Source organism: Pseudomonas oryziphila (assembly GCF_003940825.1).
GTDB lineage: Bacteria > Pseudomonadota > Gammaproteobacteria > Pseudomonadales > Pseudomonadaceae > Aquipseudomonas > Aquipseudomonas sichuanensis.
Genome location: NZ_CP034338.1, coordinates 2329848 through 2354636, shown reverse-complemented (window position 1 = coordinate 2354636; position 24789 = coordinate 2329848). Strand labels below are relative to the sequence as shown.

Below are 24789 nucleotides of genomic sequence, written 5' to 3'. Positions count from 1 at the left end.
GAGCGCCCATGCCCGCCCCCGCCCACCTGCTCGCGCCGAAACTCAATGGCGCGCACCTGGCCAACCTGCACACCTTTCTGGTTGCGGCCCGGCACCTGAGTTTTGCCCGGGCGGCCGACGAGCTGTGCCTGACCGCCAGCGCGGTGAGCCATCGGATCGGCCGGCTGGAGCAGCAGCTGGCGCTCAAGCTGTTCCACCGTTTGCCGCGCAGGGTCACGCTTACCGAGGACGGCGAGCGCGTGTTCCAGATCATGCAGCGCACCATGGATGCGCTGTCTGAAGCCGTACGCGAGCGTGCCCATGGCCAGGTGGCAGGGCAACTGACCTTGTATGTGCGGCCCTCGGTGGCGCAGTGCTGGCTGGTGCCGCGGCTGGCCGAGTTCACGATGCAGTACCCGGATATCCAGCTGGACATCCGCGTCGGCAACGAGAGCATCGACTACCGCACCCGCAAGGTCGACCTGGCGCTGTGCTATTCGGACGGGCATTACCCGGGGTTGGTCAGCACGCCGCTGATGGCGGAGCGGATCGCGCCGGTGTGCTCGCCCGAATACGCCCGGCGCCATGGGCTGCAGGGCGGCATCCAGGGGTTGGGCGGCTGTACCTTGCTGCACGATGTCGCGGCCTGGGACAACGCGGCGCACGATGCCGAATGGCGCGCGTGGTTGCAGCGCATGGCGCTGGATGTACCGCTGCCGGCGCGCTTCCTCACCTTCGACCGCTCCGACCTGTGCAGCCTGGCTGCGGTGAACCATGCCGGCATCGCCATTGGCCGTGAACAGTTGGTCAAGGCACGTATCGCCAACGGCGAGCTGATATTGCCGTTTGGCGACTTCGTCGCGGCGGACCGCTGCGGCTATTACCTGGTGCACCCGCCCCACGAGCCGATGCCACGGCGGTTGCAGGTGCTGATCGAGTGGTTGCAGCAAACGGCCATGGGAAGCGGCTGATCGCTCGTAGGCATTGCATGTTCTTTGTAGGAGCAACTGTCTTACTCAACTGCTAAAGCTAGCGCGATCCCTGTGGGAGCGGGCTTGCCCCGCGAACACGGGCGAAGCCCGTGCCACCCTGCGCGGGCGCGCTCAGGCCTGTGCTTCGAACGCCGGGTGATAGCTCACCTGGCCGCTGGGTATCGGCCCGGCCAGGGTGAGGGCCTGGAAGTACTCCGCCGGCACACCCGGCAGCACCAGCGCCGGCTCGGCCTTGAAGCCGAAACGCCCGTAGTAGGCCGGATCACCCAGCACCACACAGCCCTGACCACCCTGGCGCCGCAGCTCGGCCAACGCGGCCTGCATCAACGCCGTGCCAATGCCCTGGCCCTGGCGCGACGGCGCCACGGAAATCGGCCCCAGGCCGAACCAACCGTTGGCGCCGGATGTAATCGTCACCGGGGAAATGGCGACATGGCCGACCAGCGCCCCACCCTCCTCGGCAACCAGCGACACCGTGAGCTGCCCGGCCTTGCGTAGCGCCGTGACGATGAACTGCTCGGTGTGGCTGCTATGTTCGGCGTTGGCGAAGGCCGCCTCGGTCAGCCGGCTGATGGCGTCGATATCGCCGGGCTGCTCGTCACGAATGTTGAGGTTCGAGTGCAGGTTGCTGCGGGTGTCGGCGTCGATCAGCTGGCGCAGCGCCGCGAACAGCGGGGTGGCCGCTGTGTAGTGCTTGCCGTAGCTCAGGTTGAAGGCGTAGTCGAAATCCGGCGGGTTGCGGCCCTGGTTGTGCTGCAGCAGGGTTTCGAGTTTGTCCAGCGCCTTCACCGCCTGGGCTTCCGGCGAGGCCGCGGCTTCGTAGTCTTCCCACAGCGCCAGCAGCTCGGCCTGCAGCGGCGCGTCCAGGCTGGACAGCAGCGTCTTCAGGTCGGTGCGTTCCTGCTCGCTCTTGTCGGGGAACGCATGCTTGCTGATGGCCGGGACATCACCATGGATGGCTTCGCCCAGGTCATGGATGACACACATCCTGAGCACCTTGAGCAGGTCCAGGCCGGCCAGTTCGTCGGCGAAGGTAATGGCCATCAGGCACAGGCGCCAGGTGTGCTCGGCGGTGCTCTCGGCCCGCCCGGACGAAGTGTGCGCGCTTCTGAGCACGCTTTTGAGCTGCTCCGCCTGGCGCAGGAACTCCAGGCGGCCGTGCAGTTTGTCGATGTCCATGTCGTTACCCTCCAGATTGCAGCCTGGCACCATAAACCATGCGCGCCCGGGCAGGTAGAGGGTGTTGCCGGCTCAGTGGCTCGGTGCCTTGCGCCAGGCGCAGAATACCGTGGCCAGCACGATCAGCGCCGCGCCCGCCGCCATGCGCAGCGACGGCTGTTCGCCGAACAGCCACCAGGCGCAGGCAATGGCGTACACCGGCTCCAGGGCGATGATCATGCCCGCCGTGCGCGCCTGGAGCCCGTCCAGGCTCTTGACGAACAGGAACTGCGAAAGCCCGGTGCAGAACACCCCCAGCAGCGCCAGGTTGATCCAGTCCGAGGCGCTCAGGCTGCTGGTGGCCAGGTGGCTGAAGGCAAGCGGCGCCACGACGATCGCCACCACCAGGTTCTGCCAGAACGACACCTGCAGGGCGTTCATGCCCGCCGGGCGACGGCGGTTGGCCACTGCCAGCCCGTGGCGCAGGGTTGACCGATGGATCAAATATTCGGTTTTGCCAGTGGCGGGAGCAGATTGGCAAAGACGCGTGCTTGTCTGAATGCGACGTACGCGGTGGCGGGGAGCGACATAGCCCTTGGCCAGATAAACGCCCCCCCTGGTAGGAGCGGCCTTGTGTCGCGATAGGGGCGCGCAGCGGCCCCAGGATTTGTGGCTGGCGCAAGATTGCTGAGGCTTGTTCGGCCACGGCCAATCACCCCTAGCACCCAGGCCCGATAAACAAAGCGTTCTGCGAAGGCCGGATAATTCAGACGCGCCCGGCATACACGCCCTGAGTGTTTTCGTAGGCTGCGATCCTTTCTCTACAAGGAGTGCAGCCATGGCTTTCAACGGATACATGAGCATCACCGGCAAGCGGCAAGGTTTGATTTCGTCAGGCTGCAATACCCAGGCGTCCATCGGCAACAGGTGCCAGGTCGCGCACCAGGACGAGATCACGGTGATGTCGTTCAGCCACGGCATTTCCAACCCGGACAACACCCAGCGCGGCATCCACCACCCCGTTGAGGTCACCAAGCTCATCGACAAGTCCACGCCCTTGCTGGCCCAGGCCGTGGACAGCCGGGAAGTGCTCGACTGCGATATCCAGCTGTACCGCATTCATCCGGCAGGCCATCGGGAGAAGTACTTCTCCGTGAGGCTGGAGGGTGCGGTGATCGTCAGCCAGGAAATGGATGTGCCCCATGCGGTGCTCTTGACCGACCAGGACGCCGAGGAGCGGCTGCTGATCAGCTATCGGACCATCAGCTGGATTCACCACGCCGCCGGTACCACCGGGTACGCCAGCTGGGGTGAGCAGCTATGAGCCAGCGTGACGAAGAATATGGCGAGCGGCTGGATGAGGCGTGTTGGGAGGTGAATGCGGCGGCGTCTCGGTTGATCAGCTATGGCTGTGGGATTAGTGCTAAACACCTGAGCGATCGGCGGTTGCGAATGCAGTTCAATCGGGAGTTGGCTTATTACGCGCGGCGGGTAGTGAATGATGTTTACGAGCGGAAGATCAGTCCACAGGATGGCCTAGAGACGCTACGTGCCGAGAAGAACAGCCTGAAGTCACAATCCGCACGAATCCTGTCCCAGTCGCTGAGCGTCATTGGTGGCGCCGGGCAGGTTATCACTGGCGCCAGCATTTGTTATGGATCGATGGGTTTACTGTGTGCACTTGTGGGAGCCCCTTTGATTGCACACGGTGGTAACAACCTCTATGAAAACGCAAGAGGTCTCTATGAAGGTAATGGTGATGTGCAAGGACCTGTAAGGAAGGTATATCAGGGGGCGGCAGAGAAAATGGGATATACCAAGCGCGAGGGAAACCTGGCATATCTGGGCAGCGACTTCTTGCTGTCAATGGGTGGCCTAGCACGTCCTGTGGTCAAACCGGGTGGTTGGAAGCTGTTCAAATACCATCGCATCGACAAGGAGATGGCCGTTCGGCAAATGGGCAAGGGAGCGCTCACTACCGAATCAGTGGTCAATGCGAACACGGCACACGAATTCTATAAAGAGACAAAAGAGTGACATTTCTGCAATTTTTCTCAATCGTACTGCTGGATATTTTTCTCACTCTGTGGCTGCGGCACTCGGTATTTCTAGTGGAAAGTGGAGGAGCCTGGCAATTAGCTAGCTACATGTTCGCTTCAGTTGCGGGCGGATTATATTTGATCGTAATAAATAGCAGCTCTGACATTTACGTTGAAATTGAATATGGGGATGATTTTTTACGTGAACTGATGGTGCTGCAAGGTGTTTGCCTGGCGATGATTCTGTTCCATATATGGGCCACTCGTTTGCGCTGACCCATGGACGCAGGCTCTGAGACGAAAGGTTAAAAGACAAGATGCCTGGCAGCCACATCAATATTTAGACGCGTACTTGCATGAATCCGACGAGCGAGGTGATGGGGAGCGACATAGCCCTTGGCCAGATGACACACCCCCTGTAGGAGCAGCCTTGTGCCGCGAAAGGGTCACGCAGCGGCCCCCGGATTTGTGGTCGAAGCAAGAATACAGGGGCTGCTCTGCAGCCATTTCGCAACTGTGATGGCGCTCCCCTTTGCCGTAGATGGTCTCGTACTCGCCCGAGGCTTGTTCGGCCATGGCCAATCACCCGTAGCAATCAGGCTCAATAAACAGAGCGTTCCGCGAAGGCCGAATAATTCAGAAGCGTCCGGCATACACGCCCTGAGTGTTTTCGTAGGCTGCGCTCCTTTCTCTACAAGGAGTGGTCGGGCCTGAGAGGGAGTTCTATCAGGATGCGGCCAAGAGCCTGGGATATAGCGAGCGGGATGGCAATCTCGCTTACTACACGGCGGATCTTTTCCTGTCGGGGCGGGCGTTGTGGCGAAAGGTTCCAAGGCGAGATGCATGGCGGCCATATCGATATATGGATGCTGACAAAGAGCGAAAAATAAGACAGCTAGGTAAGGGAGGGCTTGGAATCGAGCTTTCCACATCTGGCATGACCATTAAGCAATGGGTGAATGAGTACAAAGAATGAAGTTGCTGCTTCTGGGGCTTTTTGCGATATGCGATATGCGATATGCGATATGCGATATGCGATATGCGATATCGCAATCAGCTTGCTGCTTAATAGATTTGCTTTCAAAAACCTGGATAGATTTTTGCAATTTTCAGGCTCGATATTGTTCAATGGCTTTATGGGTGGAGTTTATATTGAAATGATGAGCGGAGAGGGACTTATCCGACCCCCCTATAACTCTATAACTGATTTCGGTTTTTGGTTTGTGGTTTTCCTTACTGCGGCAATGTTCTTTTTCCACATTTGGGCTTATACCTCACGAAGCGTTGACTGATCCAAAATTTTGCCAAGACTGAATAGCAGGGGCATGGTGGGGGTTCATGGGAGTTCAAGATAGTTCCATGAAGGACGAGATGCATGGAGGGACCGACCAGGAAAGGCTATCGTGAAGTTTATAAAAATTTAGGGAATACCGATGCGGCACTGTCGGTGGGGGCGTTGCTTCGGCCTGTTCTAGAAGCAGATTATTGGACCATCCGCTCGGGAGAAGGCTACATAGAGGTGGCGCTTTAATTGCGCGCTCATCAGGTGACCTCAAGCAACAGAAAAGGGCTGCGAAGCAGCCCCATTCCTACAATGCAAAACTCACGGGCATTGGCAGGTAGATGGCCCGAATACCGGCCCTGCACACGGATCCTTACCCGGCCCGAACACCGGGCACGAGGCCTGGGCGGTCAGCGAGAAGCCCAGGGAAAACAGCACAGCCAACAGCACCTTCTTCATTTTCGACCTCCTGGTCTTTTTCGAACATTCCTTGTTTGCCTCAGGGGCAGACGCACTCGGTGGGGCCGAGCACAGGCCCCGCGCAAGGGTCCGGTTGCGGCCCCAGCACCGCGCAATCGGCGTACGCCGTCATCGAGCACATCCACAGCAGCAGCAATGCCGCCAGCAATTTGCCTTTCAACATGACCTCCTTGGTCCTGGTCTGTCCTTCGGGATGCCGGCGCATGAACCGCCGGCCCCGGGACAGCTAAGACCAAACCCGGCGATCGCGCCAGCTTTCGCTGATCAGCCCTGCAACCCAGCCGCCTTCGCCCGCGCCGCATGCAGCTTCTTGTAGCTCTCCACCAGGCGCAGGTGGCGGTCCAGGCCTTCGAGCTTCATGCTGGTCGGGGTCAGGCCGTGGAAACGCACGCTGCCATCCACCGAGCCCAGCACCGCGTCCATGCGCTCGTTGCCGAACATGCGACGCAAGTTGTGCTCGTAATCTTCCATCTGCAACTCGTCGTCCAGCACCACCTCCAGCACCACGTTCAGCGCCTGGTAGAACAGCCCGCGCTCAACGGTGTTGTCGTTGAACTGCAGGAACATTTCCACCAGTTCCTTGGCCTCTTCGAAGCGCTGCACCGCCAGCTGGATCAGCAGCTTCAGCTCGAGGATGGTCAGCTGGCCCCACACCGTGTTGTCGTCGAACTCCACGCCGATCAGCGTGGTGATGGTGGTGTAGTCATCCACCTCGGCATTGTCCAGGCGCTTGAGCAGCAGCTTCAGCGAGCGGTTGTCGAGGCTGTGCAGGTTGAGGATGTCGGCGCGGAAACCCAGCGCGCGGTTGGTGTTGTCCCAGATCAGGTCCTCGACCGGGTAGATCTCCGAGTAGCCGGGCACCAGAATGCGGCAGGCGGTGGCGCCGAGGTTGTCGTAGACGGCCATGTACACTTCCTTGCCCATGTCCTGGAGGATGCCGAACAAGGTGTCGGACTCTTGTACGTTGGAGTCCTCGCCATGGCCGCTGAAGTCCCACTCGACGAATTCGTAGTCGGGCTTGGCGCCGAAGAAGCGCCACGACACCACGCCACTGGAGTCGATGAAGTGCTCGACGAAGTTGTTCGGCTCGGTCACTGCCAGGCTGTCGAAGGTCGGCTGCGGCAGGTCGTTAAGGCCTTCGAAGCTGCGGCCCTGCAGCAGTTCGGTGAGGCTGCGCTCCAGCGCCACTTCGAAGCTTGGGTGGGCGCCGAACGAGGCGAACACGCCGCCGGTGCGCGGGTTCATCAGGGTCACGCACATCACCGGGAATTCACCGCCCAGCGAGGCGTCCTTGACCAGCACCGGGAAGCCCTGCTCTTCCAGCCCCTGGATACCGGCGACGATACCCGGGTACTTGGCCAGCACCTCCTGCGGCACGTCCGGCAGGCACAGCTCGTCTTCGAGGATCTCGCGCTTGACCGCCCGCTCGAAGATCTCCGACAGGCACTGCACCTGGGCTTCGGCCAGGGTGTTGCCGGCGCTCATGCCGTTGCTCAGGTACAGGTTCTCGATCAGGTTGGACGGGAAATACACCGTCTCAGCGTCGGACTGTCGCACGAACGGCAGCGAGCAGATGCCGCGTTCCTTGTTGCCCGAGTTGGTGTCGTACAGGTGCGAGCCGCGCAGCTCGCCGTCGGGGTTGAAGATCGCCAGGCAGTGCTGGTCGAGGATTTCTTCTGGCAGCGCGTCCTTGGGCCCGGGCTTGAACCACTGCTCGTTGGGGTAGTGCACGAACGGCGCGTTGGCGATGTCCTCGCCCCAGAACTGGTCGTTGTAGAAGAAGTTGCAGTTCAGGCGCTCGATGAACTCGCCCAGCGCCGAAGCCAGCGCGGCTTCCTTGGTGGCGCCCTTGCCGTTGGTGAAGCACATCGGCGACTGCGCGTCGCGCACGTGCAGCGACCACACGTTAGGCACGATGTTGCGCCACGAAGCGATCTCGATCTTCATCCCCAGGTTGGCGAGGATCGCCGACATGTTGGCGATGGTCTGCTCCAGCGGCAGGTCCTTGCCGGGGATGTAGGTGGTGCTGTCCGACACCGGCATCAGCAGCGCCTGGGCGTCGGCGTCGAGGTTGTCGACCTGTTCGATGATGAACTCGGGGCCGGTCTGCACCACTTTCTTCACGGTGCAGCGGTCGATGGAGCGCAGGATGCCCTGGCGGTCCTTGTCGCTGATGTCTTCGGGCAGCTCGACCTGGATCTTGAAGATCTGGTTGTAGCGGTTCTCCGGGTCGACGATGTTGTTCTGCGACAGGCGGATGTTCTCGGTGGGGATGTCGCGGGTCTGGCAGTACAGCTTGACGAAGTACGCCGCGCACAGCGCCGAGGACGCCAGGAAATAGTCGAACGGCCCCGGGGCCGAGCCATCGCCTTTGTAGCGGATCGGCTGGTCGGCGATCACCGTGAAGTCGTCGAACTTGGCTTCGAGACGGAGGTTGTCGAGAAAATTGACCTTGATTTCCATGCGAGGGGGTACCAGGAAGCGGGGCGGAAAATGGCGGGTATTATCCGGGATTCGGCAGCGAATGTCTTGGCATGCCGCCGGGCGACCGGTAACGGGCCCCCCGGCCGTCCGCTCATGGGGCTTTGCGCATGCCCATGTGTGCGTCATCCATCAGGGCCTTGGCCAGGTCGCCGAGAAAATACCCGGCCCAGACCAGCACCGGGTCGTTGTCCATCACGCCGATGAATGACGCCCGGCGGGCGCTGTCCAGCAGTTCGCTGGCTTGCTCCAGGGCGTGGTCGGCGCAGTTGCCGGGCTCTACGCGAAACAGCCGCTTGCCCTCGCCCACGCCCGCGATGCAAGTGGCCGAACCGACGGTGTAGCCGAGTTTGCCGATGCCTTCGGGTAAGTCGTTTTTCATGTGAATGCCTCCATTGGGGGTTGAGTGCAGGCGCTCAGTGCAAGCTGTGCTCGCTGGGCTGTGCCCTGCGCTGCAACTGGGCCAGCGCGCAATCCATCAGGGTGCGCAGGGCTTCGAGTTCGTGCATCACGGTCATCAGCATGATGGTGGCCGGTGATCGGGGCAGGTAGGTGAGGGATTGATGGGCCACGGCCAGGCCGCACAGGGCGTGCTCCATGGCTTCGACCAGGGTGTCTTCGAGGTATTGGGGGATATCGGGGGAATGGGGTGGGTCGGGGACGATTTTGAGCATGACAACAGTCTCTAGTTGTGCTTATCGGACCGCCACCGAACACTTGCAGGTGGAGGGGGGGCGGCTACGTACGGGCCTGCAAGACCGGGGCAACTAGAGAAAGCCCGGCTGACCCGAAGGTCACCCGCACGCAGCCACCATAAAGCACAGTCAGGTGCCAGAAGCCGAAGACTGATGGTGTTGCTGATCTAGTTGTCCCGCACGGGCTTGCAGACCCGGCCGCTGAATTTGCAGCGGCTGGGCGAGACTAGACCTCAGTTCGATGGCGCAAAAGCCTTGGAAGCATGCTTCGGAAAGGACCTACGCAGAAGAGGGAAAATCCGATTCATTCATGTAGGACATGGGGCCGTCAGCGCGCACCGCGATTCCGCGTCGTACCAACAAGGCGGACCAGGTAATGGCACAGGAAAGACTGGCCCGAAACAAACTGTGGGAGCGGGTTTACCCGCGAAGCGCCGCGCGGGCGGCGCTCGATCTTGAGAACGCTGCAGATCTTTCGGCTTGCACATGGTGGCCCACATGCGATCCCACGGCGGGCGACCGGACATCACAGCACTGGGCCTGATTAATGAGGACTCGGTTATGGCTACCAAGTGCATGTCGGAATATTGGGTGAGGGCCACAAGGTGCCTGCCGGTGTTTTTGCAGCGCCTATGAGATCGAGCGCCGCCCGCGCGGCGCTTCGCGGGTAAACCCGCTCCCACAGTTTGTTTCGGGCCAGTCTTTCCTGTGCCATTACCTGGTCCGCCTTGTTGGTTCACCTCGATTCAGAGGTGCGCGCTGATGACGCTGCGCCAGACTCAAGACTTACTCCGCCCGAAAACTCCACACAATCTCAACCACTCGCGAAGCCAGCACCAGATAAAGCACGCACAAGATCACCTGCAACACCGTGTGATAAGGCAATTTGGCCAACCGATGCAAGGTATCGCTGACATTGAGCAGCAACAACAACGCCGACACCAGGATCAACCCCCACCCGGTAAAGCTGGAAACCCACAGCCCGAGCAAAACCTGCTGATTGCCATGAATAGCCTCGGTCCCCGCCGCAAACAGCAGCGCGCACACCAGCAAGTTCTTGAAGTTGTCGAAGACCTTGGTGCTCAGGTCGGCCTCAAGCAGTTCGAGGTACTTTCGCCACAGCCTGCGCATGGTCCGCGCTCCCGATTCAGCGGTTATAGCGAATGACGATGCCCTTCAACTTGCGCCCCTCGATGGAGCGAATATCGCGGTCCCACAACGGCCCGCTGACATAAGCCGCTACCGGCTGGATGCGGTCATACACCACCACAACGGCATCGCCACCAATGCTTGCAGCCTCGCTGCGCAACTTCTGCTCAATTTCGCTGACCGAAGCCGCCCCATCGGTACCGGCATCGACCACGATCTCGCCCAAGCGCACATGGGGCCGGGTCGGCTCGCTGCGCAGGATCTCCACGTTGCCCGGCAGGGTTGGCGCCGGGTGCGGCGCACCGACGTATTCGGTGGTGCGGGCGTCGATGCTGCTGCACGCCGTGAGGGCCAGGGCCAATGCGCCCAGCAGCATGGCGGGGACGAAGCGATGCTTGAACATCCGTGAATCTCCTTGGGCAGCGTGGGAGGCGCCAGGAAGAAGGATGGTCGAGAAATGCCTGATGGCAAGTGCAACACTCTATCGCGGGGCAAGCCCGCTCCCACGAGACCATTAGCGTCAGCGAAGATTCAAGCCGCCCTCGCCCGCCGCCCCTCGCGCACCACCTGCGCCAGGCGTCGCAACCCTTCCTCCAACTGCCCCGGCGCCACATGGCTGAAGTTCAGCCGCAAATGCCCATGATGCTGGTCCGGCTCTGGGAAGAACGGCTCGCCCGGCATGAACGCCACATCCACCGCCAATGCAGCCGCCAGCAAGGTGCGGGTATCCAGCGGCTGCTTGAGGGTCAGCCAGAAGAACAGCCCGCCCTCGGGCTGCTGCCAGTCGGCAAGGTCGGCAAAGTGCGTTTGCAGCGCGGCCTGGAACGCATCGCGGCGCTCGCGGTAGTAGTCACGCAGGGTCCCCAGGTGCTGCCGATGCTGCTCGCTGCCCAACCACTGCAGCACCTGCCACTGGCCGACACGGTTGGTGTGCAGGTCGGCGGCCTGTTTGAGCCGTAGCAGGTACGGGAACAGATCAGGGCTGGCAATCAAGTAGCCGACCCGCAACCCCGGCAGCAGGGTTTTCGACACGGTGCCGGTGTAGATCCAGCTGGCCTTGCGCAGGCGGCTGACGATGGGTGAGGCGCTGCCACCGTCGAAACTCAGTTCGCGGTAAGGCTCGTCTTCGATCAAGGTGACGCCGAACTCGTCCAGCAATGCTGCCACGGCGTCGCGCTTGGCCTCGCTGTAGCGCAGGCCGGACGGGTTCTGGAAAGTCGGGATCAGGTAGATGAACGCCGGGCGATGCTGTTGCAGACGCTGGCGCAAGGCGGCCAGGTCCGGCCCGTCGGCTTGCATCGGCACGGCCAGGCAATCGGCGCCGAACAGCTGGAAGATCTGCAGCGCGGCCAGGTAGGTCGGGGCTTCCAGCAGCACTTCGGTGCCCTTGTCCAGGTACAGCTTGGCCGCCAGGTCCAGCGCCTGCTGCGAGCCGCTGACCACCAGCACCTGGCTGGCCTGGCAATCGATACCCAACGCCCGCGCCTCGGCCGCCAAGGCCTCGCGCAGGGCCGGCTCGCCCTCGCTCATGCCGTACTGGCCCATGGCGACCGGCATTTCATCCCACACCACCTTGGGCAACATGGCCTCGGCCGGCAGGCCGCCGGCGAACGACATCACCTCCGGGCGCTGGGCCGCGGCTAGGATTTCACGGATCAGGGAACTCTTTAAGCGCGTGACACGTTCAGAAAAGGCCATGGGATCACCGGTAGCGGGGCGTGGAGGAAATAAGTCAAACTGCTTGACCGAAACTACGACGACCTTCACGGATAAGTCAACATGATTGACCTTAAGAACCCAACTTCACAGCAACAAGCCATGGAGGCGTTCTTCTTCGGCTACCAGGCGTTCACCGCCAAGGCTGACGAAATGCTCGAACGCCGGGGCCTGGGCCGGGTGCACCAGCGGATCGTGTTTTTCATCGCCCGTTACCCGAACCTGAGCGTCAAGGAACTGCTGGCCGTGCTCGGGGTGAGCAAGCAGGCGTTGAACATGCCGCTGCGCCAGCTGATGGAGATGCGCTTGGTGGACAGCCTGCCGTCCGAGGCCGACAAGCGCATGCGCCTGCTGCAACTGACCGAAGAAGGCGCGCGCCTGGAGCAGGCCCTGCGCCGTGAGCAGGTGAAGCTGCTGGAGCGGGTGTTTGCCGAGGCCGGGGAAGCGGCGGTCAATGGCTGGCTGGCGGTCAACCAGGCACTGGCCGGGAACCCGCTGTCGACTGATTGAGAGATGACCGCGACTTCATGCCATGCCAACAAGGCGGACAGCGGTGATGGCCCAGGCATAACTGGCCCGAAACAAATGTGGGAGCGGCGGTTCCCCGCTCCCACAGTTTGTTTCGGGCCAATTATTCCTGTGAAAGTACCGGCGCCGGCCTTGGTGCATGGTAGTGGCTATGCTCTGCTTAGCCCGTCAATGGAGCGCACAGGACACAGAATGGGACTTTTCGACCGTTTGTTCGGCGGCCGTTTCACCCAGCCGCCACCGGATGAGCCGACGCTCAGCGACGCGGCGATCATGCGCGAGCTGCACCCCTACCGCCCAGGCCTCAAGGCCTTCACCCAAGCCCTGCTGGCGCACCTGCCCGAGCAGGATCGCGCCCGGCTGGTCAGGCGGGTGCTGCGCATCTACGGCCAGGGCGAGGAGCCGGCCAGCGCGCTGAGCTTGGCCTTGCTGGCCCCGGACAAGGCCTTGCCGCTTGAACAGCGGGCGCTGCTGGCCGTGGACTGGAACGGTTTCGACAGTTTCGAGTACTTGGCCCCTCACCTGGTCAAGGCCAGCGGTATCACCGAGGACTATGTCTATGAACACAACGGCACTCAGACCATGGCCCAGGTACTAAGCGGCTTTGACCATTGGCTGGCCGGCCAGGGCAAACGCTTCCTGCAACTGGACACCGGCGGCGACGAGTACGTGGGCTGCATCGTCGCGGCCGACCAGGTCGACAGCATGATCGAACTGGCGCAGCAGGCCGGCATCGAGGCGGGCCTGGAAAGCTTCTGAACGCGGCGCTATTCGTTTGCCTGGCGTTTAGCGTTTTTCTTGACGATGGCCTTCATCCGGGTGGCGGCGCGCTGCACCGTCGCCATCTTCTCCGGGCGCTTCATGCCGCGCCATTTGCGGATTTCTTCGCGGGTGCGGCCACAGCTTACGCACAGCTCGCTGTTGAGCTGGCACAGCGAGACGCAGGGGTTGTCGATGTCTTTGGCCATGGGCTGCTCCGGTTGCGGGCGCGGATGATACGCCAGAAGCGCCGGCCTGCCACCTGCCCTGGCCCAGGCCGACAGCCTGTTGCGTACAGCGGGGAGCCCCCGGGCACCAGTTGACGGCAAGACCGGCTCGCCTACGCTGAGAAGACGCATGACTGCTCCCTGACCAGTGGAGGAGTAAAAGTGCCTACAGGACACACACCAACACGAAGCGGCATAGCCCGTTCGTTTGCCATGGCAGTGCTCTATGCATTTCTCTGCATCCCTATTGGCCACGCTTCCAGTTTCGGCACAGAAGCGTTCGCTTCGCTCTATCCGTTGCTGGCTCAATTGTCAGACCAGAACAGCGCGGACAACGACGCGCTTCAGGCCGAAATCGACAAGACCTCAAGCGCCTTTGACGCGATCGTCAAAGAGTTCAATGGCCGTGAGGCCCCCCTTCCCACAGCGTTCAATGCATCGATAGAGGCCTATCGAGAGCAGCTTTCCCGTGCGCTTGGTGCCCACGACCGCAAAGACGCCATTGAAGTCATGAGCGCGGTCCGACAGGACGCCGAGCTGAAACGCCAGTTCCTGTTCAGCACCTCCGGCTTCTCCCCCTTCGACAGGCCGATGCTGGTAACGGTCAGCGTCGTCACCATTCGCGGCGACAAAGATGAGCCGGGTTACACAGTGACCTGCAACCCCTTTCGCGACGCCACGCAGAAAAGCCATGCGCGCTTCCCTTTTGCCTCGGAAACCAACCAGGCGACCCTACCCATGCCGCCCGGGCGCTATCGGCTGCAACTGTACAAGGGGAAAACACTCCTGCTTAGCCGAGACCTCCTGATCGGTCTGTCGTCCAAACCCACCGAGGAGGTGAGAATAGATGTCTCGAACTTCTGACCCCTCGCCGCCGGATGTAAAAGCGCTGTGGAAGCCGATTCTGGCCGTATCAACCTGGATTGCCGTTACCTTCTGCGCGAACTTCAGCTTCGCCATCAAGCTCTCATCCGTCTCCGACCTCGACAGCACGGTGCTGGCCTGCGCCAATGTATTGGTCGCCCTGATCACCGGGTTCATCACCCTGTTCGCCTACCGGGCGAGCGAGCGCAAAGCCAGGCCGTTCTGGACTCGCCTGGCCCTTGTCAGTGGCGGGCTGTTCCTGCTGGCCTTCTTCTCGTTCATGATCCTGCGCTCGCTTTGGACCTGCCAATACACCCAGGAAGTACGCCTGGTGATCGGCCTGTCACCGACAGCAGACTTGTTGAGCTACCTGGCGACATTCGACGCGTCGCAGACACCCACATGCTCCGAGCTGCTGGCCGATTATGCCGGGGTCACCGAGCGCATGTACGCCCCCACTGCGCTGATCGCCCGCTTTGCTTCGCTGGTCGTCATATTCCTGGTCATTTGGTGCGCCCTGGCCTGCGCCGTCATCTCCATTGCCTATGGCCTGGCCGCGCCAACACGCCCTGGGGAGAGGTTGAGCCATGCGCCTTGAAAGACCATTCGCGCTCGTCCAGTGCATTTGCCTGCTCTGCGCACTGGCTGTATCGACTAGCGCGCGCAGCGAGCCCATCGACGCTGTGTTCGACGAAATGAAACAGCTGGCCGAGCAGCGCTGGCACATCCCGGCGACGTCACTGCAAAAGGTCGAGGGCAACCAGATAGCCACGGGGGTCGATGGCAACATCCTGGTCGGCAAGGACTTCCTTGCACACTTCACCCGCGACCTGCCAGAGAACCAGGTCCAGTCCGCACTGCGCTTCGTGATGCTCCACGAACTGGTTCATGTTGCGCAAAGCCACGACATCCCCGACGTTTCCCCTGCCGACCCGTCCCGCAAGGCCTTTGAATGCCAGGCAGATATGCTGTCGGCCACGGCGACGCTTGAAACCCAGATCATGGGGGTCTCGCTGTCTGACAAGACGGGCGCGGGTGGGAAAGAGCTACTGGCGACGGCGCGTCTGTTCAAGCAGCTTGGCGCCCATGCCGAACAGCAGGATGTTGCCTCGAAGACCTTGTCCGGGCACCTCGACAAGCGCGAGCGAGCACTGGCCGTGCAGTTCGGCCTGATACGTGCCATGCACACCTGGATTACCGCCTCCGATCAACAGGGCGAACGCGCCGAACAGGCACGGGCCGCCGTGCTGAAACTGCTGGGCCCGAACGATATCAGCGATGAACGGGCCTGGAGTATGACACTTTGCAACGCGATCACCCGTACGACACAAACGGCGGTCAACGCAATCGCGATGAACACCAGGATGGACGTGAGCGATGACACCATAGAAACCGATGAGAACTTTCGCATCCACAAGAAGTACAACTACACCATTACCAATACCGCACCGTACACCGTGGCCATCAACTTGATTGTGCTCTCCGGCAGCTACCCCAAAGGTGCAGACGATCGTTATGAGGACTACGTCATATCGGATGCCGCTTACAGTTCGGTTGAGATTCCACCCCGTTCGAAAGGCGTCCTTTCAGGGACCTATACGTTCGCCTCCTACGACCCGAACCAGCGTTCAGGCTTTTCCTGGGAGATTCCTTTCGACAAGAATGCACTGGTATCCGCCAGCTACCTTGGCACTAAAGTAGCCATGCCAAACTGCAATAACAATTGGAACAACCTTGGTTCGAGTGCACCTGAACAGATGGCTTCGGCATTGGTGCGAATCGGTATGGCCGCGAAGAAAAACTTCGCTGACATCGCGGCGGCCCCTGTAAACCCAGGGTTCAACGACAACGTGTTCCATTCGACGATCGCCGTCCCCGGGGCTGCGGATGTAACCCTGTACCAGCAGGCAACCAACCCATTCGCGGCTGTCACGCTCTACTCGGGCGACAGCCTTCAAGAAGCGATCAAGGTGTACGAGGCCACTGCTGGTGATTTTAAAAAGCTGTGTGACGCCAAGGGCGTCAAGATCACCTCGGATGAAAAACCCGATCCTCCCAAGCGCCGCTTGACGTTCGAAAACCTGACCGGTTACAGCGAAGCGAGCTTGTCGCTCAGTTCGAGGAAAAAAGACAAGACCGCTACCGCCCCCCTTGAATACAGCGTTTCCTGGAACATTTATCCCACCGACTGAGGGCCCTTGCGCCGCCCTCTCTCGCGCTGGCGGCCCTCGCTCTTCCATGATCCTTCGCAAGGAGCCCACCATGCCTCTGGTCCGTATCGATATCAAAAGGCACCCCGACCGCAACCATGTGCGCAAAATCGGCGAGGTCGTTTATGCCAGCATGAAGCGCACCATCAACGTCCCCGACCACGATAATTTCCAGGTCCTGACCGAGCATGACCATGACCGCCTGGTGAACGACCCGCAATACCTGGGCATCCAGCGCTCGGACTGCCAGGTGTTCATCCAAATCACCCTCAGTGAAGGCCGCACCGTCGAGCAGAAGCAGGCGCTGTACCTGGCCATTGCCGAAGGGCTCAACCAGCAGGCGGGGGTGCGCATGGAGGATGTGTTCATCAACCTGGTCGAGGTGCGCAAGGAGAACTGGTCGTTCGGCCATGGGGTCGCGCAGTACGCCGTATGACCAAGTCGAGCTTTGCGCTCACCGAGGCAGAGCCCTGCATCATCACCCGGCAATCCAGACCATTGTCTGCACCTTGATCTGCGGATGACTCTCCAGCGCTTCCCATTCGTCGAGGAAGACAAAGCCCTGCCTCAAATAGAACCCCACCGCCCGGGCATTCTCCGGCGCGACATCGAGAAAGACACGGTCATGACCACGTTCCAGGGCACGGGCCTTGACCGCCTCGACCAGGCGGGCCGCAGCGCCACTGCCCCGTGCCGTAGGCTCGATCCACATGCCAATCAGGTTGAAGCGCCCGGCGTCACTGACCGCAGCCCCGACCATCCCCAGCGGCGCCTCGCCAAGGACGGCCAACCAGAACGCCGTGCCCGTCGATGAGGCACGTTGCTGCCACTGTTCATCGCTGTAGCGGGCGACAGTCTGGTAACTCACGCCAAAGGCTGTTGGGCTATCCAGAAGCGCGGCAAGCCGCACCTGCTTCAAGCGCTGCCAATCCTGCGTCGTCGTCAGGCGAATCTCCATTCCCACCCCGCCCTCCACGCGACGCTTCTCATAGCGCACATCCCGGTCATCGACCGCCTCGACGCAGGTCCACCCCAATCGCCGGTAGAAGCCATTCGCCCGAATGACTTCATTGCCGTCGGTAGTCAGGTGGATCCGCTCGTGGCGCTGGAACAGCGCTTGTTCCGCCCGCTGCAACAGCAAGCGCCCCAAGCCCTTGCCTTCGTGCTGGGGGCGCACGAACAGGGCGAACACCTCCCCTTCATCGTGATCGACCATGGCAAATCCGGCAGGCTCCCGGCACCATTCGGCAACCCAGGCGCAGGGGCCACTGCCGATGGCGTCAGCGAGTGTGGCCGCCGTGATGCCCATGGCATGCAGTTGTTCACGGGAGAGGTGATTCTGTTTCACGCTGGTGCGGATATCGAACAGCAGCTCGATATCACCAGGCGAAGCCTGACGCAGGGTTGCGGTCATCTCCAAACGTCCTTGTCGTTGCCGATGAGGCCGGCAGCATAGCAACTCATTGCCCGGTCGCGTACGGCGTCCCGGCGTGTCTTATCGATTGCACTGATGATTACTATCGAAGGCCCCGCCTGTCGGCTTGCCGAAACCGACTCTTATAATCGCCTCCCAATTGCCTCCCCGCTTCCCGCGCCTGCCTTCAGGCGACCTTCCCTCTTGGAACCCAACACCATGCCAAGCGCCAGCCAGGCCCCTCAGGGCCTTCCCGAACATGATCAACAGAGCGTCAGCCAGCAGTGGCTGGCGATTCTCTCGGTCGCCGTGGGCGCCTTCGCCCTGGTGACCAGCGAGTTTCTCCCGGTGGGCGTACTCAACGATGTCGCCAGCGACCTCGGCATCAGCGCCGGCCAGGCCGGATTGATGGTGACCCTGCCGGGGATCATGGCCGCCCTCGCCGCCCCCTTGCTGTCGGTGGGCATCGGCGCCCTGGACCGCCGCTACCTGCTGATCGGCCTGACCCTGGTCATGATCATCGCCAACGCCGTCGTGGCCTACGCCAGCGACTTCAGCCTGCTGCTGTTCGGCCGTGTGCTGCTGGGCATCAGCATCGGTGGCTTCTGGGCCACCGCCATTGCCCTCAGCGGCCGCCTTGCGCCCAAGGGCGTGGGCGTGGCCCAGGCCACCTCGATCATCATGGTCGGTGTGACCCTGGCCACCGTGCTGGGCGTGCCCGTCGGTACCTGGCTGAGCGGCCTGATGGGCTGGCGCATGACCTTCCTGGCCACCGCGCTGGTGGGCGTGCCGGTGCTGCTGGCGCAGGTCTTCCTGCTGCCGCGGCTCAACCCGGACCGGGCCATCCGCATCAGCGACCTGCCGGCCCTGTTCATCAACCCACAGGCACGGGTGGGCTTGATCGCGGTACTGCTGATTGGCCTGGCGCACTTTGCCGCGTACACCTATGTCGCGCCGTTCTTCAAACAGAGTGCCGGCTTCGATGGGCCGACCATTGGCTCGTTGCTGCTGCTCTATGGCGTGGCCGGAGTGCTGGGCAACCTGTTCGCCGGCTTCGCCGCCAACCGCAGCGTGCGCCATACGCTGATGCTGGTGGCACTGATGATCGCCATCAGCACCGCGCTGTTCCCCTACTTCGCCACCGGCATGACCGGCGCGGCAATGCTGATCGCGCTCTGGGGCTTCGCCTTCGGCGCTTTCCCGGCCTGCGCCAGCATCTGGATGTTCGTGGTGGCGCCCAAGGATGTCGAACGCGGCATGCCGCTGTTCGTCGCCATGTTCCAGGTGATCATCGCGCTGGGCTCGTTCTTTGGCGGGCGGATCGTCGACCAGTTGGGCAGCTCGGTGCTGTTGAGCCTGGCCACGGCGCTGGTGGGCTGCGGACTCGTCACGGTGCTGGTGCTGGGGCGTAATGTCAGCAACAGCCTGGCGGCCCAGCCCGGCTGACCGTACCAATACCAACAGACACGTAGCCTCGTCTGGTCGTCTGTACGGGGCTACTCTCGGCTCACCTGAACGCACTCGATTCAAGCCGTGTTATTTCAATTGAATCAGTTGACCCTGTGACCCGCTCACCTAACCTCTTAAGTTGGTAGCGCTCTGCACTGACCTCCCGACAAGGAACACATTCAGTCCTTGACCTTACTGCGTCGAGCACTTGAGCGCAGATCGCAACGCCACGCTGAAACGAGCAACAGGGTTGGAGAGGGTCATGAATATCAGGCTTGCGTGGTGGAAAGACTTTTGGCTCCCCCCCCAGTGTCCCCGCCGCCGGCCATTGCTACACATCGCTTTATTTATCGCCTGTGGCGCATGCCTCTCGCTCGACGTTTCTGCACAAGATTCAGCATGCAAAAACCCGTTGCTGGTAGAAGAGCCCGGCACCTTGGGCGGGCACCTTGCCATTTCAACAGACAGCACCCTGCTGGCCACCGACGCTGACGACGGTTATGGCGCGGTCATGGATATTACTGTGAGAGACCTGGCCACAGGTGACGCTGTTCGGCGCTGGTCGTTCCCGCAGGAGCGCCTGCAGCAATTGTGTTTCATCGATAAGAGCCGGCTTCTGGTGGCGGGCAGCGACTCAGGCACACTGCGGCTGCTCAATCCGGACACGGGCGAAGTCGTGACCAAACCTGGCGCAGCCGGGCTCTCTCCGATACTGGGCTTCGACTGCCCCGTCAATGGCGGCGCCGCGCTGACCCAGTTTGCCGTGCCGCGCGGAACGATAGAATGGTTTTCGAAAAATCTGGAACCCTCCGGTAAGTTTGAAACCCTGTCCGGGACAACACTGATAGCCTCGGCCACACTGCACAACCAGGCGTTGGTCCTCACAAAAACCATGATTGCAGAGCAGCCCCCAGGCGTGGAGGACGTACTGAGCGGTAATGAAGTAACCACCACGAACTACGCCCTGCTCATGGTGAGCGCACAAGACAATGCTGTGTTGTGGCGCACCGAATTGAGTGTCACGCCGCAGGATTCCGTGATACTGGACCGGTCAGGCAGTGTCGGCGCATGGATGGATGAAGCGGGCTATCTTCACATCGTCAATGCACGCAGCGGTGAAGAAACCCATCGCGTAAAACTTGCCCCCTTTGCATTCCCACGCTTCACGCTCAGTGAGCAGGGGCGATTCCTCGTCATTTCGCAATTGGGTGAGTTGCATTCGTTTGTCGTTGATGTTCAGGCCGGCAAAGTCATCAATGAAACACTATCGAAAGAAATCCTTGCCCTTGGAGAAGATGGTAGCCCTCGCCTGCTGCGGATGCCGGGAAATGAGGGACTCGAGATCGCCTCGGTGAGTAAAGACGGCGCCGTTGCACAGCGCGTCCAGGGCCGCCTGCAGATTCCTTCGCTTGTTCCCCAGCCACCGGGCCGGCTCTTCCTGAGTGGCCAGAAATTCGATTACTCACTCAGCATCAAAGAACGCAAGATCACCCCGTTCAGCAAGCCCGTCGACGTAGTTGCGACCCATGCGGCGTGGATGGCACCCGATACCACCCTGCGTATTTACGAACGGTCTGACGGGAACTGGTCTTTCGGAAACCAAAACGGCACGGATGAACCAGTGCGTCTACCCGCGAACAGCAAAGGCTTGTCAGTCGCGACCTTGGGCGAAAGCTCAGGATTGCTGATGGCGTCTGTCACAGAAGAGGACCTTGAGCGAATCAAAACGGCCGTGGAGGCGTGGTCCGACACTATCGGGGAAAATGCAACCGCGTCCGAACTGAACAGCGTTCTGCTTTCCACCAACACCACGCTCTACGAAGTGGATTTCACAGGTGCCGCCAAGAAGACGCTGTCATTGCGCGGCGCTGTTTCAGCCATGGCAATCAGCGCAGATCAACAATCCATTGCTCGATTCCAGCCACCTGATTTGCAGGTTTTCGATGCCCGCACCGGAAAAAGCACCTTCAAGACAGTCATTCCCGACGTCACGACCATGATTGAATTTTCCCCGACTCATCCATGGATCGCCTTCACCCGCGACCCGAACATTGAAGTCTGGGACTGGCGTAAAAACAGGTTGGTAAAAACAATCACACGTGAAAGAGCACTGGGCGATGGCTTCGCCTTTTCCGCCGATGGGCAGTCGCTCATTTATGCCGATGGCGCGACGGTGCACGTGACGTCACTACCAACACCTCACGCCGCAAAAGTGGCTTTGCCAGCCCACGCCCACATCGATTACAAGGCGGACGGCGCAGTCGGAACCATCACAGCGCTCAACGATAACTTGTTCGCCGGGCTTTCCAGTTCAGGCGCAGTGAATATCTGGAAAATCGGGCAAGCTGCGCCCGTGGCTCGGTTGATCTTCGAGAAAAGCGGCGCATGGACGGTGATCGACGATAAAGGCCGCTTCGACACCTCCGCCATTGAAACCAATAATGCGGTGCACCTTTACAGTGCCGGGAATACCGCACACCGTCTGAGTCTTCAAACGTGCCGGGACGTCAGCTGGATTCCAGGCTTGTTGAACGAAGTACTCGCAGAAACAGTCACTGCACCCTAGGCTCTGTGTGAAAAGCCTTGATACTCGGTGATGCTGCGTTGAAAACAGCCTCGGAATGCTCATTTACAACCCGTAAACTCCGCTTCCTCGGCTGTTTTCGCCTTGCCTGACCTTCGTCTCAAGACTTTTCACACAGACCCTAGATCGATGAGAGGGCTCTGGGCTTTAATGCCCATCCTGGGTGCCCATGGAAGGTGAAAGCGCCCGACACCAGGCCCAAGTGCCACGCACACGTCCAATCAAGGAAGAGAAGACATTGAAAGCAGCTATCAGCGCATTGTTGTTGGCTTGGCTGACGACCAGTGCATTGGCCGACGAGCATTCCGTCGGCTGGAGATCGTCCACGCTGGCGGATCCGCACAATGCCCGCCCACTGGAGATGGTTGTCTGGTACCCAAGCACAGCGACCACCGCCACGCAACTGATCGGCGACAATCCGGTGTTTGTCGGTGCGTCTGCCATGCCTGACGCGCCGCCTGCTGCCGGTAAACATCCGTTGGTGGTGTTGTCCCATGGCTACCAGGGCAACTGGCGCAATCAGGTCTGGCTGGCCAGTGCCCTGGCTCGCAAAGGCTATATCGTCGCCGCAGTCAATCACCCTGGCAGCACGACCCATGACCGCAGCCCGCAGGCAGCGGCGCAGTTATGGCAGCGCCCTCTTGATCTGGGTCGGGCCATCGATGCGGTCGTCGCTCAACCTGAAAAATTCGGTGCGGTCGCCGATGGCCGAATTGCAGCCGTGGGCCACTCGCTCGGCGGCTGGACCGCCCTGGAGATCGCCGGGGCGCGCTTCGACCCAGAGCGCTTCGAACAGGACTGCAACACCCATCCTGAGTTAGCCAGTTGCACCGTTTACGCAAAGATGAAACCTGCAGGCTCCACAGAGTCCAAGGCTGCGTTGGGCGCCGATTGGCGCGACCAACGCGTCACGGCCGTGGTCACTCTGGACCTGGGCCTCTCCCGGGGGCTGACCGATAAAAGCCTGGCCGCCCTGCCGATACCCGCCCTGGTGATCGCAGCGGGCGTACCGTCGCGTGAACTTCCCGCTGAACTGGAGTCGGCCAACCTGGCCAAACGCCTGCCTGCGGCGTCCAGTCGTTACGTCGAGATCAGCGACGCCAGCCATTTCACCTTCATGTCGATCTGCAAACCAGGCGCGCAGTCAGTGCTCGAGGCAGAAGTACCGGGGGATGGCGTCATTTGCCGGGATGGCGAGAACGGCCGTGCGCGGGATGCTATTCAGCAGCAAGTTGCGTCGCTGATCACGGCTTTTCTGGAACAATCACCTGGCTACAAGAAAGACAGCCTGGTGATTCGCGCCCCCACAGGAATCTGAGCTGCCAGACTGCTAACTTGAACGTCCAGCACTAATCAATCTTGTCATTTGCCAGGGCTTGGTACCGGGTCCATACCAATGACATCTCTGGTAAAGGAGTCACCGCATGTCGAAGCTTTATCCCAGTGTTGATCCTCAGGGGCTGGTCGAGTACTCGGTGGTCTACACCGACCGCTCGCTCAATCACATGTCGCAGACGTTTCAAGGGGTGATGAGGAACATCTCCAAGACCCTGAAGCAGGTCTATAACGCCCAGGCTGTTGCGATAGTGCCGGGCAGCGGTACCTTCGGCATGGAATCGGTAGCGCGGCAGTTCGCCACCGGCCAGCAATGCCTGGTGATCCGCAACGGCTGGTTCAGTTATCGCTGGAGCCAGATCCTTGAAATGGGCAACATCCCGGCGGCCACCACGGTGCTCAAAGCCCGGCCGGTCGACACGGGCCGCCAGGCTGCCTACGCGCCCCCACCGCTGGACGAAGTGCTGGCGGCCATCGAGACGCACAAGCCGCAGATTGTCTTTGCCCCCCACGTTGAAACCTCATCCGGGATCATCCTGCCCGACGATTATCTGCGGGCCGTCGGCGACGCCGTGCATGCGGTGGGCGGCCTGTTCGTGCTGGACTGCATCGCCTCAGGCACGCTTTGGGTCGATATGCACAAGTGCGCCGTCGACCTGCTGATCAGCGCACCGCAGAAAGGCTGGAGCGCCTCCCCGTGCTGCGCCCTGGTGATGCTCAGTGCTTTGGCCCTCGAGCGCATCGAGCACACGCAAAGCAGCAGCTTTGCCTGCGACCTGAAAAAGTGGCTGCAGATCATGCAGGCCTACGAACAGGGCGGGCATGCCTACCATGCGACCATGCCCAGCGATGCGCTGGCGCGATTCAACGAGGTGATGAACGAGATGCAAGCCAGCGGTTTCGACAAGCTCCGCGACGAACAGTGGGCACTGGGCGATCGGGTACGTGCCATGTTGACCGGCAAAGGCATCAAAAGCGTGGCTGCGGCCGGGTTTCAGGCCCCGGGTGTGGTGGTGAGCTACACCGATGATGCCGATATCAAGAGCGGTAAGAAGTTTGCTGCGCACGGCCTGCAGATAGCTGCCGGCGTGCCGTTGCAATGTGACGAACCGGCCGACTTCCAGACCTTCCGTATCGGCCTGTTCGGGCTCGAAAAACTGAATAATATCGAGCGCACGGTCAGCACTCTTGAGCAGGCGCTGGGTGAAGTGATGGGGGACTAAGCCCTGCTCTGGGCTGCTGCACGGCTGAGGGTGAGGGTGAGGGTGAAGCTGGCAGTGATTCTGTGGGAGCGGGCTTGCCCCGCGAAGAGGCCGGCCCATGAAAAGGAGCAGCCTGGCAGGGGCTACGCCCGTGTTCGCGGGGCAAGCCCGCGCCCACGAAAACTACTGTTGGGCTCACCGGCAGCTTTGGGTCGTTGGCTGCCGGTCGTGAATGGCTGCATTCGA

27 protein-coding genes and 4 pseudogenes are annotated in these 24789 nt (G+C 61.1%); 17 read left to right on the top strand and 14 right to left on the bottom strand.

Annotated features, from left to right (window positions below):
• Window positions 1–8 precede the first annotated feature (8 nt).
• The gene (gene dsdC / locus EJA05_RS11190) at window positions 9–950 is read left to right on the top strand and encodes a DNA-binding transcriptional regulator DsdC (protein WP_125858284.1); all 942 of its coding nucleotides are present in this window, start codon (window positions 9–11) and stop codon (window positions 948–950) included.
• 132 nt (window positions 951–1082) lie between these two features.
• On the opposite strand, the gene EJA05_RS28540 is transcribed toward dsdC, so the two are convergent.
• The 3 genes and pseudogenes from EJA05_RS28540 to EJA05_RS11180 form a co-directional block, all read right to left on the bottom strand.
• Window positions 1083–1595 (bottom strand): GNAT family N-acetyltransferase, encoded by a 513-nt coding sequence (locus tag EJA05_RS28540; protein ID WP_228711102.1) that lies wholly within the window; start codon window positions 1593–1595, stop codon window positions 1083–1085.
• Window positions 1593–2150, bottom strand: a pseudogene (locus EJA05_RS28535) (HD domain-containing protein); the annotation flags it as partial. The gene EJA05_RS28540 and the pseudogene EJA05_RS28535, both read right to left, overlap by 3 nt.
• A gap of 72 nt (window positions 2151–2222) precedes the next feature.
• Window positions 2223–2603, bottom strand: a pseudogene (locus tag EJA05_RS11180) (DMT family transporter); the annotation flags it as partial.
• Window positions 2604–2967: 364 nt separating this feature from the next.
• Between EJA05_RS11180 and EJA05_RS11175 the strand changes: the two are divergent.
• The 6 genes and pseudogenes from EJA05_RS11175 to EJA05_RS28200 all read left to right on the top strand — a co-directional run bounded on the left by EJA05_RS11175 (window position 2968) and on the right by EJA05_RS28200 (window position 5699).
• Complete coding sequence (locus EJA05_RS11175; RefSeq protein WP_125858282.1) at window positions 2968–3453, top strand: Hcp family type VI secretion system effector; 486 nt, start codon at window positions 2968–2970, stop codon at window positions 3451–3453.
• Complete coding sequence (locus tag EJA05_RS11170; RefSeq protein ID WP_125858281.1) at window positions 3450–4166, top strand: DUF4225 domain-containing protein; 717 nt, start codon at window positions 3450–3452, stop codon at window positions 4164–4166. The genes EJA05_RS11175 and EJA05_RS11170 overlap by 4 nt, the downstream gene beginning before the upstream one ends.
• Complete coding sequence (locus tag EJA05_RS11165) at window positions 4163–4444, top strand: hypothetical protein (protein WP_125858280.1); 282 nt, start codon at window positions 4163–4165, stop codon at window positions 4442–4444. The genes EJA05_RS11170 and EJA05_RS11165 overlap by 4 nt, the downstream gene beginning before the upstream one ends.
• A 418-nt stretch (window positions 4445–4862) precedes the next feature.
• Window positions 4863–5144, top strand: a pseudogene (locus EJA05_RS11160) (DUF4225 domain-containing protein); the annotation flags it as partial.
• The gene (locus EJA05_RS11155) at window positions 5128–5460 is read left to right on the top strand and encodes a hypothetical protein (protein ID WP_125858279.1); all 333 of its coding nucleotides are present in this window, start codon (window positions 5128–5130) and stop codon (window positions 5458–5460) included. The pseudogene EJA05_RS11160 and the gene EJA05_RS11155, both read left to right, overlap by 17 nt.
• A gap of 83 nt (window positions 5461–5543) precedes the next feature.
• On the top strand, window positions 5544–5699 hold the full coding sequence (locus EJA05_RS28200) for a hypothetical protein (protein ID WP_190306054.1): 156 nt from the start codon (window positions 5544–5546) through the stop codon (window positions 5697–5699).
• A gap of 72 nt (window positions 5700–5771) precedes the next feature.
• On the opposite strand, the gene EJA05_RS28195 is transcribed toward EJA05_RS28200, so the two are convergent.
• The 8 genes from EJA05_RS28195 to EJA05_RS11120 form a co-directional block, all read right to left on the bottom strand.
• Entirely contained in the window at window positions 5772–5909 is a 138-nt protein-coding gene (locus EJA05_RS28195; protein WP_167409849.1) for a PA0050 family protein, read from the bottom strand.
• A 40-nt stretch (window positions 5910–5949) separates the two neighbouring features.
• Complete coding sequence (locus EJA05_RS11150) at window positions 5950–6090, bottom strand: PA0050 family protein (RefSeq protein ID WP_125861296.1); 141 nt, start codon at window positions 6088–6090, stop codon at window positions 5950–5952.
• Between the two features lie 104 nt (window positions 6091–6194).
• Window positions 6195–8393 carry an OsmC domain/YcaO domain-containing protein gene (locus EJA05_RS11145; RefSeq protein ID WP_125858278.1) on the bottom strand — a complete coding sequence of 733 codons (2199 nt, stop codon included), beginning with the start codon at window positions 8391–8393 and terminating at the stop codon, window positions 6195–6197.
• Window positions 8394–8505: 112 nt separating this feature from the next.
• On the bottom strand, window positions 8506–8793 hold the full coding sequence (locus EJA05_RS11140) for a DUF3077 domain-containing protein (RefSeq protein WP_125858277.1): 288 nt from the start codon (window positions 8791–8793) through the stop codon (window positions 8506–8508).
• A gap of 34 nt (window positions 8794–8827) precedes the next feature.
• Window positions 8828–9085 carry a hypothetical protein gene (locus EJA05_RS11135; protein WP_125858276.1) on the bottom strand — a complete coding sequence of 86 codons (258 nt, stop codon included), beginning with the start codon at window positions 9083–9085 and terminating at the stop codon, window positions 8828–8830.
• Window positions 9086–9892: 807 nt separating this feature from the next.
• The gene (locus EJA05_RS11130; protein WP_110995236.1) at window positions 9893–10237 is read right to left on the bottom strand and encodes a hypothetical protein; all 345 of its coding nucleotides are present in this window, start codon (window positions 10235–10237) and stop codon (window positions 9893–9895) included.
• Window positions 10238–10253: 16 nt separating this feature from the next.
• Window positions 10254–10658 (bottom strand): hypothetical protein, encoded by a 405-nt coding sequence (locus EJA05_RS11125; RefSeq protein ID WP_125858275.1) that lies wholly within the window; start codon window positions 10656–10658, stop codon window positions 10254–10256.
• Window positions 10659–10786: 128 nt separating this feature from the next.
• Window positions 10787–11953: an aminotransferase-like domain-containing protein gene (locus tag EJA05_RS11120; protein WP_125858274.1), complete on the bottom strand. Its 1167-nt coding sequence runs from the start codon at window positions 11951–11953 to the stop codon at window positions 10787–10789.
• Between the two features lie 81 nt (window positions 11954–12034).
• Here EJA05_RS11120 and EJA05_RS11115 point away from each other — a divergent pair, with 81 nt between their 5' ends.
• Together EJA05_RS11115 and EJA05_RS11110 are read left to right on the top strand one after the other, a co-directional pair.
• Window positions 12035–12481 carry a MarR family transcriptional regulator gene (locus EJA05_RS11115; protein WP_125858273.1) on the top strand — a complete coding sequence of 149 codons (447 nt, stop codon included), beginning with the start codon at window positions 12035–12037 and terminating at the stop codon, window positions 12479–12481.
• Window positions 12482–12691: 210 nt separating this feature from the next.
• A complete protein-coding gene (locus tag EJA05_RS11110; RefSeq protein WP_125463648.1) occupies window positions 12692–13258 on the top strand; it encodes a DUF6630 family protein in 567 nt (188 codons plus the stop codon).
• An 8-nt stretch (window positions 13259–13266) separates the two neighbouring features.
• Here the strand turns inward: EJA05_RS11110 and EJA05_RS11105 are convergent, their stop codons facing one another.
• On the bottom strand, window positions 13267–13467 hold the full coding sequence (locus EJA05_RS11105) for a DUF1289 domain-containing protein (protein ID WP_110995230.1): 201 nt from the start codon (window positions 13465–13467) through the stop codon (window positions 13267–13269).
• Window positions 13468–13698: 231 nt separating this feature from the next.
• Between EJA05_RS11105 and EJA05_RS11100 the strand changes: the two genes are divergently transcribed.
• The 4 genes from EJA05_RS11100 (at window position 13699) to EJA05_RS11085 (ending at window position 16995) form a co-directional block, all read left to right on the top strand.
• Window positions 13699–14349, top strand: coding sequence for a hypothetical protein (locus EJA05_RS11100; RefSeq protein ID WP_125463647.1), 651 nt, complete (start codon window positions 13699–13701; stop codon window positions 14347–14349).
• Complete coding sequence (locus EJA05_RS11095; RefSeq protein ID WP_125463646.1) at window positions 14333–14947, top strand: hypothetical protein; 615 nt, start codon at window positions 14333–14335, stop codon at window positions 14945–14947. The genes EJA05_RS11100 and EJA05_RS11095 overlap by 17 nt, the downstream gene beginning before the upstream one ends.
• The gene (locus tag EJA05_RS11090) at window positions 14937–16541 is read left to right on the top strand and encodes a hypothetical protein (protein WP_125858272.1); all 1605 of its coding nucleotides are present in this window, start codon (window positions 14937–14939) and stop codon (window positions 16539–16541) included. Before EJA05_RS11095 ends, EJA05_RS11090 begins: the two co-directional genes overlap by 11 nt.
• Window positions 16542–16611: 70 nt before the next feature.
• Complete coding sequence (locus EJA05_RS11085; RefSeq protein WP_125858271.1) at window positions 16612–16995, top strand: tautomerase family protein; 384 nt, start codon at window positions 16612–16614, stop codon at window positions 16993–16995.
• 42 nt (window positions 16996–17037) lie between these two features.
• Here EJA05_RS11085 and EJA05_RS11080 read toward each other — a convergent pair whose 3' ends face one another.
• Together EJA05_RS11080 and EJA05_RS11075 are read right to left on the bottom strand one after the other, a co-directional pair.
• Entirely contained in the window at window positions 17038–17517 is a 480-nt protein-coding gene (locus EJA05_RS11080) for a GNAT family N-acetyltransferase (protein ID WP_189654565.1), read from the bottom strand.
• A gap of 18 nt (window positions 17518–17535) precedes the next feature.
• Window positions 17536–17973, bottom strand: a pseudogene (locus tag EJA05_RS11075) (GNAT family N-acetyltransferase); the annotation flags it as partial.
• Between the two features lie 219 nt (window positions 17974–18192).
• Here EJA05_RS11075 and EJA05_RS11070 point away from each other — a divergent pair.
• The 4 genes from EJA05_RS11070 (at window position 18193) to EJA05_RS11055 (ending at window position 24564) form a co-directional block, all read left to right on the top strand.
• Window positions 18193–19419, top strand: coding sequence for an MFS transporter (locus EJA05_RS11070; RefSeq protein ID WP_125463643.1), 1227 nt, complete (start codon window positions 18193–18195; stop codon window positions 19417–19419).
• A 265-nt stretch (window positions 19420–19684) separates the two neighbouring features.
• Window positions 19685–21988 carry a WD40 repeat domain-containing protein gene (locus EJA05_RS11065; protein WP_125858270.1) on the top strand — a complete coding sequence of 768 codons (2304 nt, stop codon included), beginning with the start codon at window positions 19685–19687 and terminating at the stop codon, window positions 21986–21988.
• 256 nt (window positions 21989–22244) lie between these two features.
• On the top strand, window positions 22245–23324 hold the full coding sequence (locus EJA05_RS11060) for an alpha/beta hydrolase family protein (protein WP_125861294.1): 1080 nt from the start codon (window positions 22245–22247) through the stop codon (window positions 23322–23324).
• Between the two features lie 106 nt (window positions 23325–23430).
• Window positions 23431–24564 carry an aminotransferase class V-fold PLP-dependent enzyme gene (locus tag EJA05_RS11055; protein WP_125858269.1) on the top strand — a complete coding sequence of 378 codons (1134 nt, stop codon included), beginning with the start codon at window positions 23431–23433 and terminating at the stop codon, window positions 24562–24564.
• Window positions 24565–24789 lie beyond the last annotated feature (225 nt).

What these genes read in the sequence shown, in the direction of transcription:
- EJA05_RS11065 (WP_125858270.1), top strand. Translation starts at nt 19,685, where the DNA reads ATGAATATCAGGCTTGCGTGGTGGAAAGACTTTTGGCTCCCCCCCCAG.
- EJA05_RS11090 (WP_125858272.1), top strand. Translation starts at nt 14,937, where the DNA reads ATGCGCCTTGAAAGACCATTCGCGCTCGTCCAGTGCATTTGCCTGCTC.
- EJA05_RS11110 (WP_125463648.1), top strand. Translation starts at nt 12,692, where the DNA reads ATGGGACTTTTCGACCGTTTGTTCGGCGGCCGTTTCACCCAGCCGCCA.
- EJA05_RS11100 (WP_125463647.1), top strand. Translation starts at nt 13,699, where the DNA reads ATGGCAGTGCTCTATGCATTTCTCTGCATCCCTATTGGCCACGCTTCC.
- EJA05_RS11055 (WP_125858269.1), top strand. Translation starts at nt 23,431, where the DNA reads ATGTCGAAGCTTTATCCCAGTGTTGATCCTCAGGGGCTGGTCGAGTAC.
- EJA05_RS11120 (WP_125858274.1), bottom strand. Translation starts at nt 11,953, where the DNA reads ATGGCCTTTTCTGAACGTGTCACGCGCTTAAAGAGTTCCCTGATCCGT.
- EJA05_RS11105 (WP_110995230.1), bottom strand. Translation starts at nt 13,467, where the DNA reads ATGGCCAAAGACATCGACAACCCCTGCGTCTCGCTGTGCCAGCTCAAC.
- EJA05_RS11135 (WP_125858276.1), bottom strand. Translation starts at nt 9,085, where the DNA reads ATGCTCAAAATCGTCCCCGACCCACCCCATTCCCCCGATATCCCCCAA.
- EJA05_RS28195 (WP_167409849.1), bottom strand. Translation starts at nt 5,909, where the DNA reads ATGAAGAAGGTGCTGTTGGCTGTGCTGTTTTCCCTGGGCTTCTCGCTG.
- EJA05_RS11085 (WP_125858271.1), top strand. Translation starts at nt 16,612, where the DNA reads ATGCCTCTGGTCCGTATCGATATCAAAAGGCACCCCGACCGCAACCAT.
- dsdC (WP_125858284.1), top strand. Translation starts at nt 9, where the DNA reads ATGCCCGCCCCCGCCCACCTGCTCGCGCCGAAACTCAATGGCGCGCAC.
- EJA05_RS11140 (WP_125858277.1), bottom strand. Translation starts at nt 8,793, where the DNA reads ATGAAAAACGACTTACCCGAAGGCATCGGCAAACTCGGCTACACCGTC.
- EJA05_RS11145 (WP_125858278.1), bottom strand. Translation starts at nt 8,393, where the DNA reads ATGGAAATCAAGGTCAATTTTCTCGACAACCTCCGTCTCGAAGCCAAG.
- EJA05_RS11070 (WP_125463643.1), top strand. Translation starts at nt 18,193, where the DNA reads ATGCCAAGCGCCAGCCAGGCCCCTCAGGGCCTTCCCGAACATGATCAA.
- EJA05_RS11170 (WP_125858281.1), top strand. Translation starts at nt 3,450, where the DNA reads ATGAGCCAGCGTGACGAAGAATATGGCGAGCGGCTGGATGAGGCGTGT.
- EJA05_RS11175 (WP_125858282.1), top strand. Translation starts at nt 2,968, where the DNA reads ATGGCTTTCAACGGATACATGAGCATCACCGGCAAGCGGCAAGGTTTG.
- EJA05_RS11130 (WP_110995236.1), bottom strand. Translation starts at nt 10,237, where the DNA reads ATGCGCAGGCTGTGGCGAAAGTACCTCGAACTGCTTGAGGCCGACCTG.
- EJA05_RS11155 (WP_125858279.1), top strand. Translation starts at nt 5,128, where the DNA reads ATGAGTACAAAGAATGAAGTTGCTGCTTCTGGGGCTTTTTGCGATATG.
- EJA05_RS11080 (WP_189654565.1), bottom strand. Translation starts at nt 17,517, where the DNA reads ATGGAGATTCGCCTGACGACGACGCAGGATTGGCAGCGCTTGAAGCAG.
- EJA05_RS11115 (WP_125858273.1), top strand. Translation starts at nt 12,035, where the DNA reads ATGATTGACCTTAAGAACCCAACTTCACAGCAACAAGCCATGGAGGCG.
- EJA05_RS28200 (WP_190306054.1), top strand. Translation starts at nt 5,544, where the DNA reads ATGGAGGGACCGACCAGGAAAGGCTATCGTGAAGTTTATAAAAATTTA.
- EJA05_RS11125 (WP_125858275.1), bottom strand. Translation starts at nt 10,658, where the DNA reads ATGTTCAAGCATCGCTTCGTCCCCGCCATGCTGCTGGGCGCATTGGCC.
- EJA05_RS11095 (WP_125463646.1), top strand. Translation starts at nt 14,333, where the DNA reads ATGTCTCGAACTTCTGACCCCTCGCCGCCGGATGTAAAAGCGCTGTGG.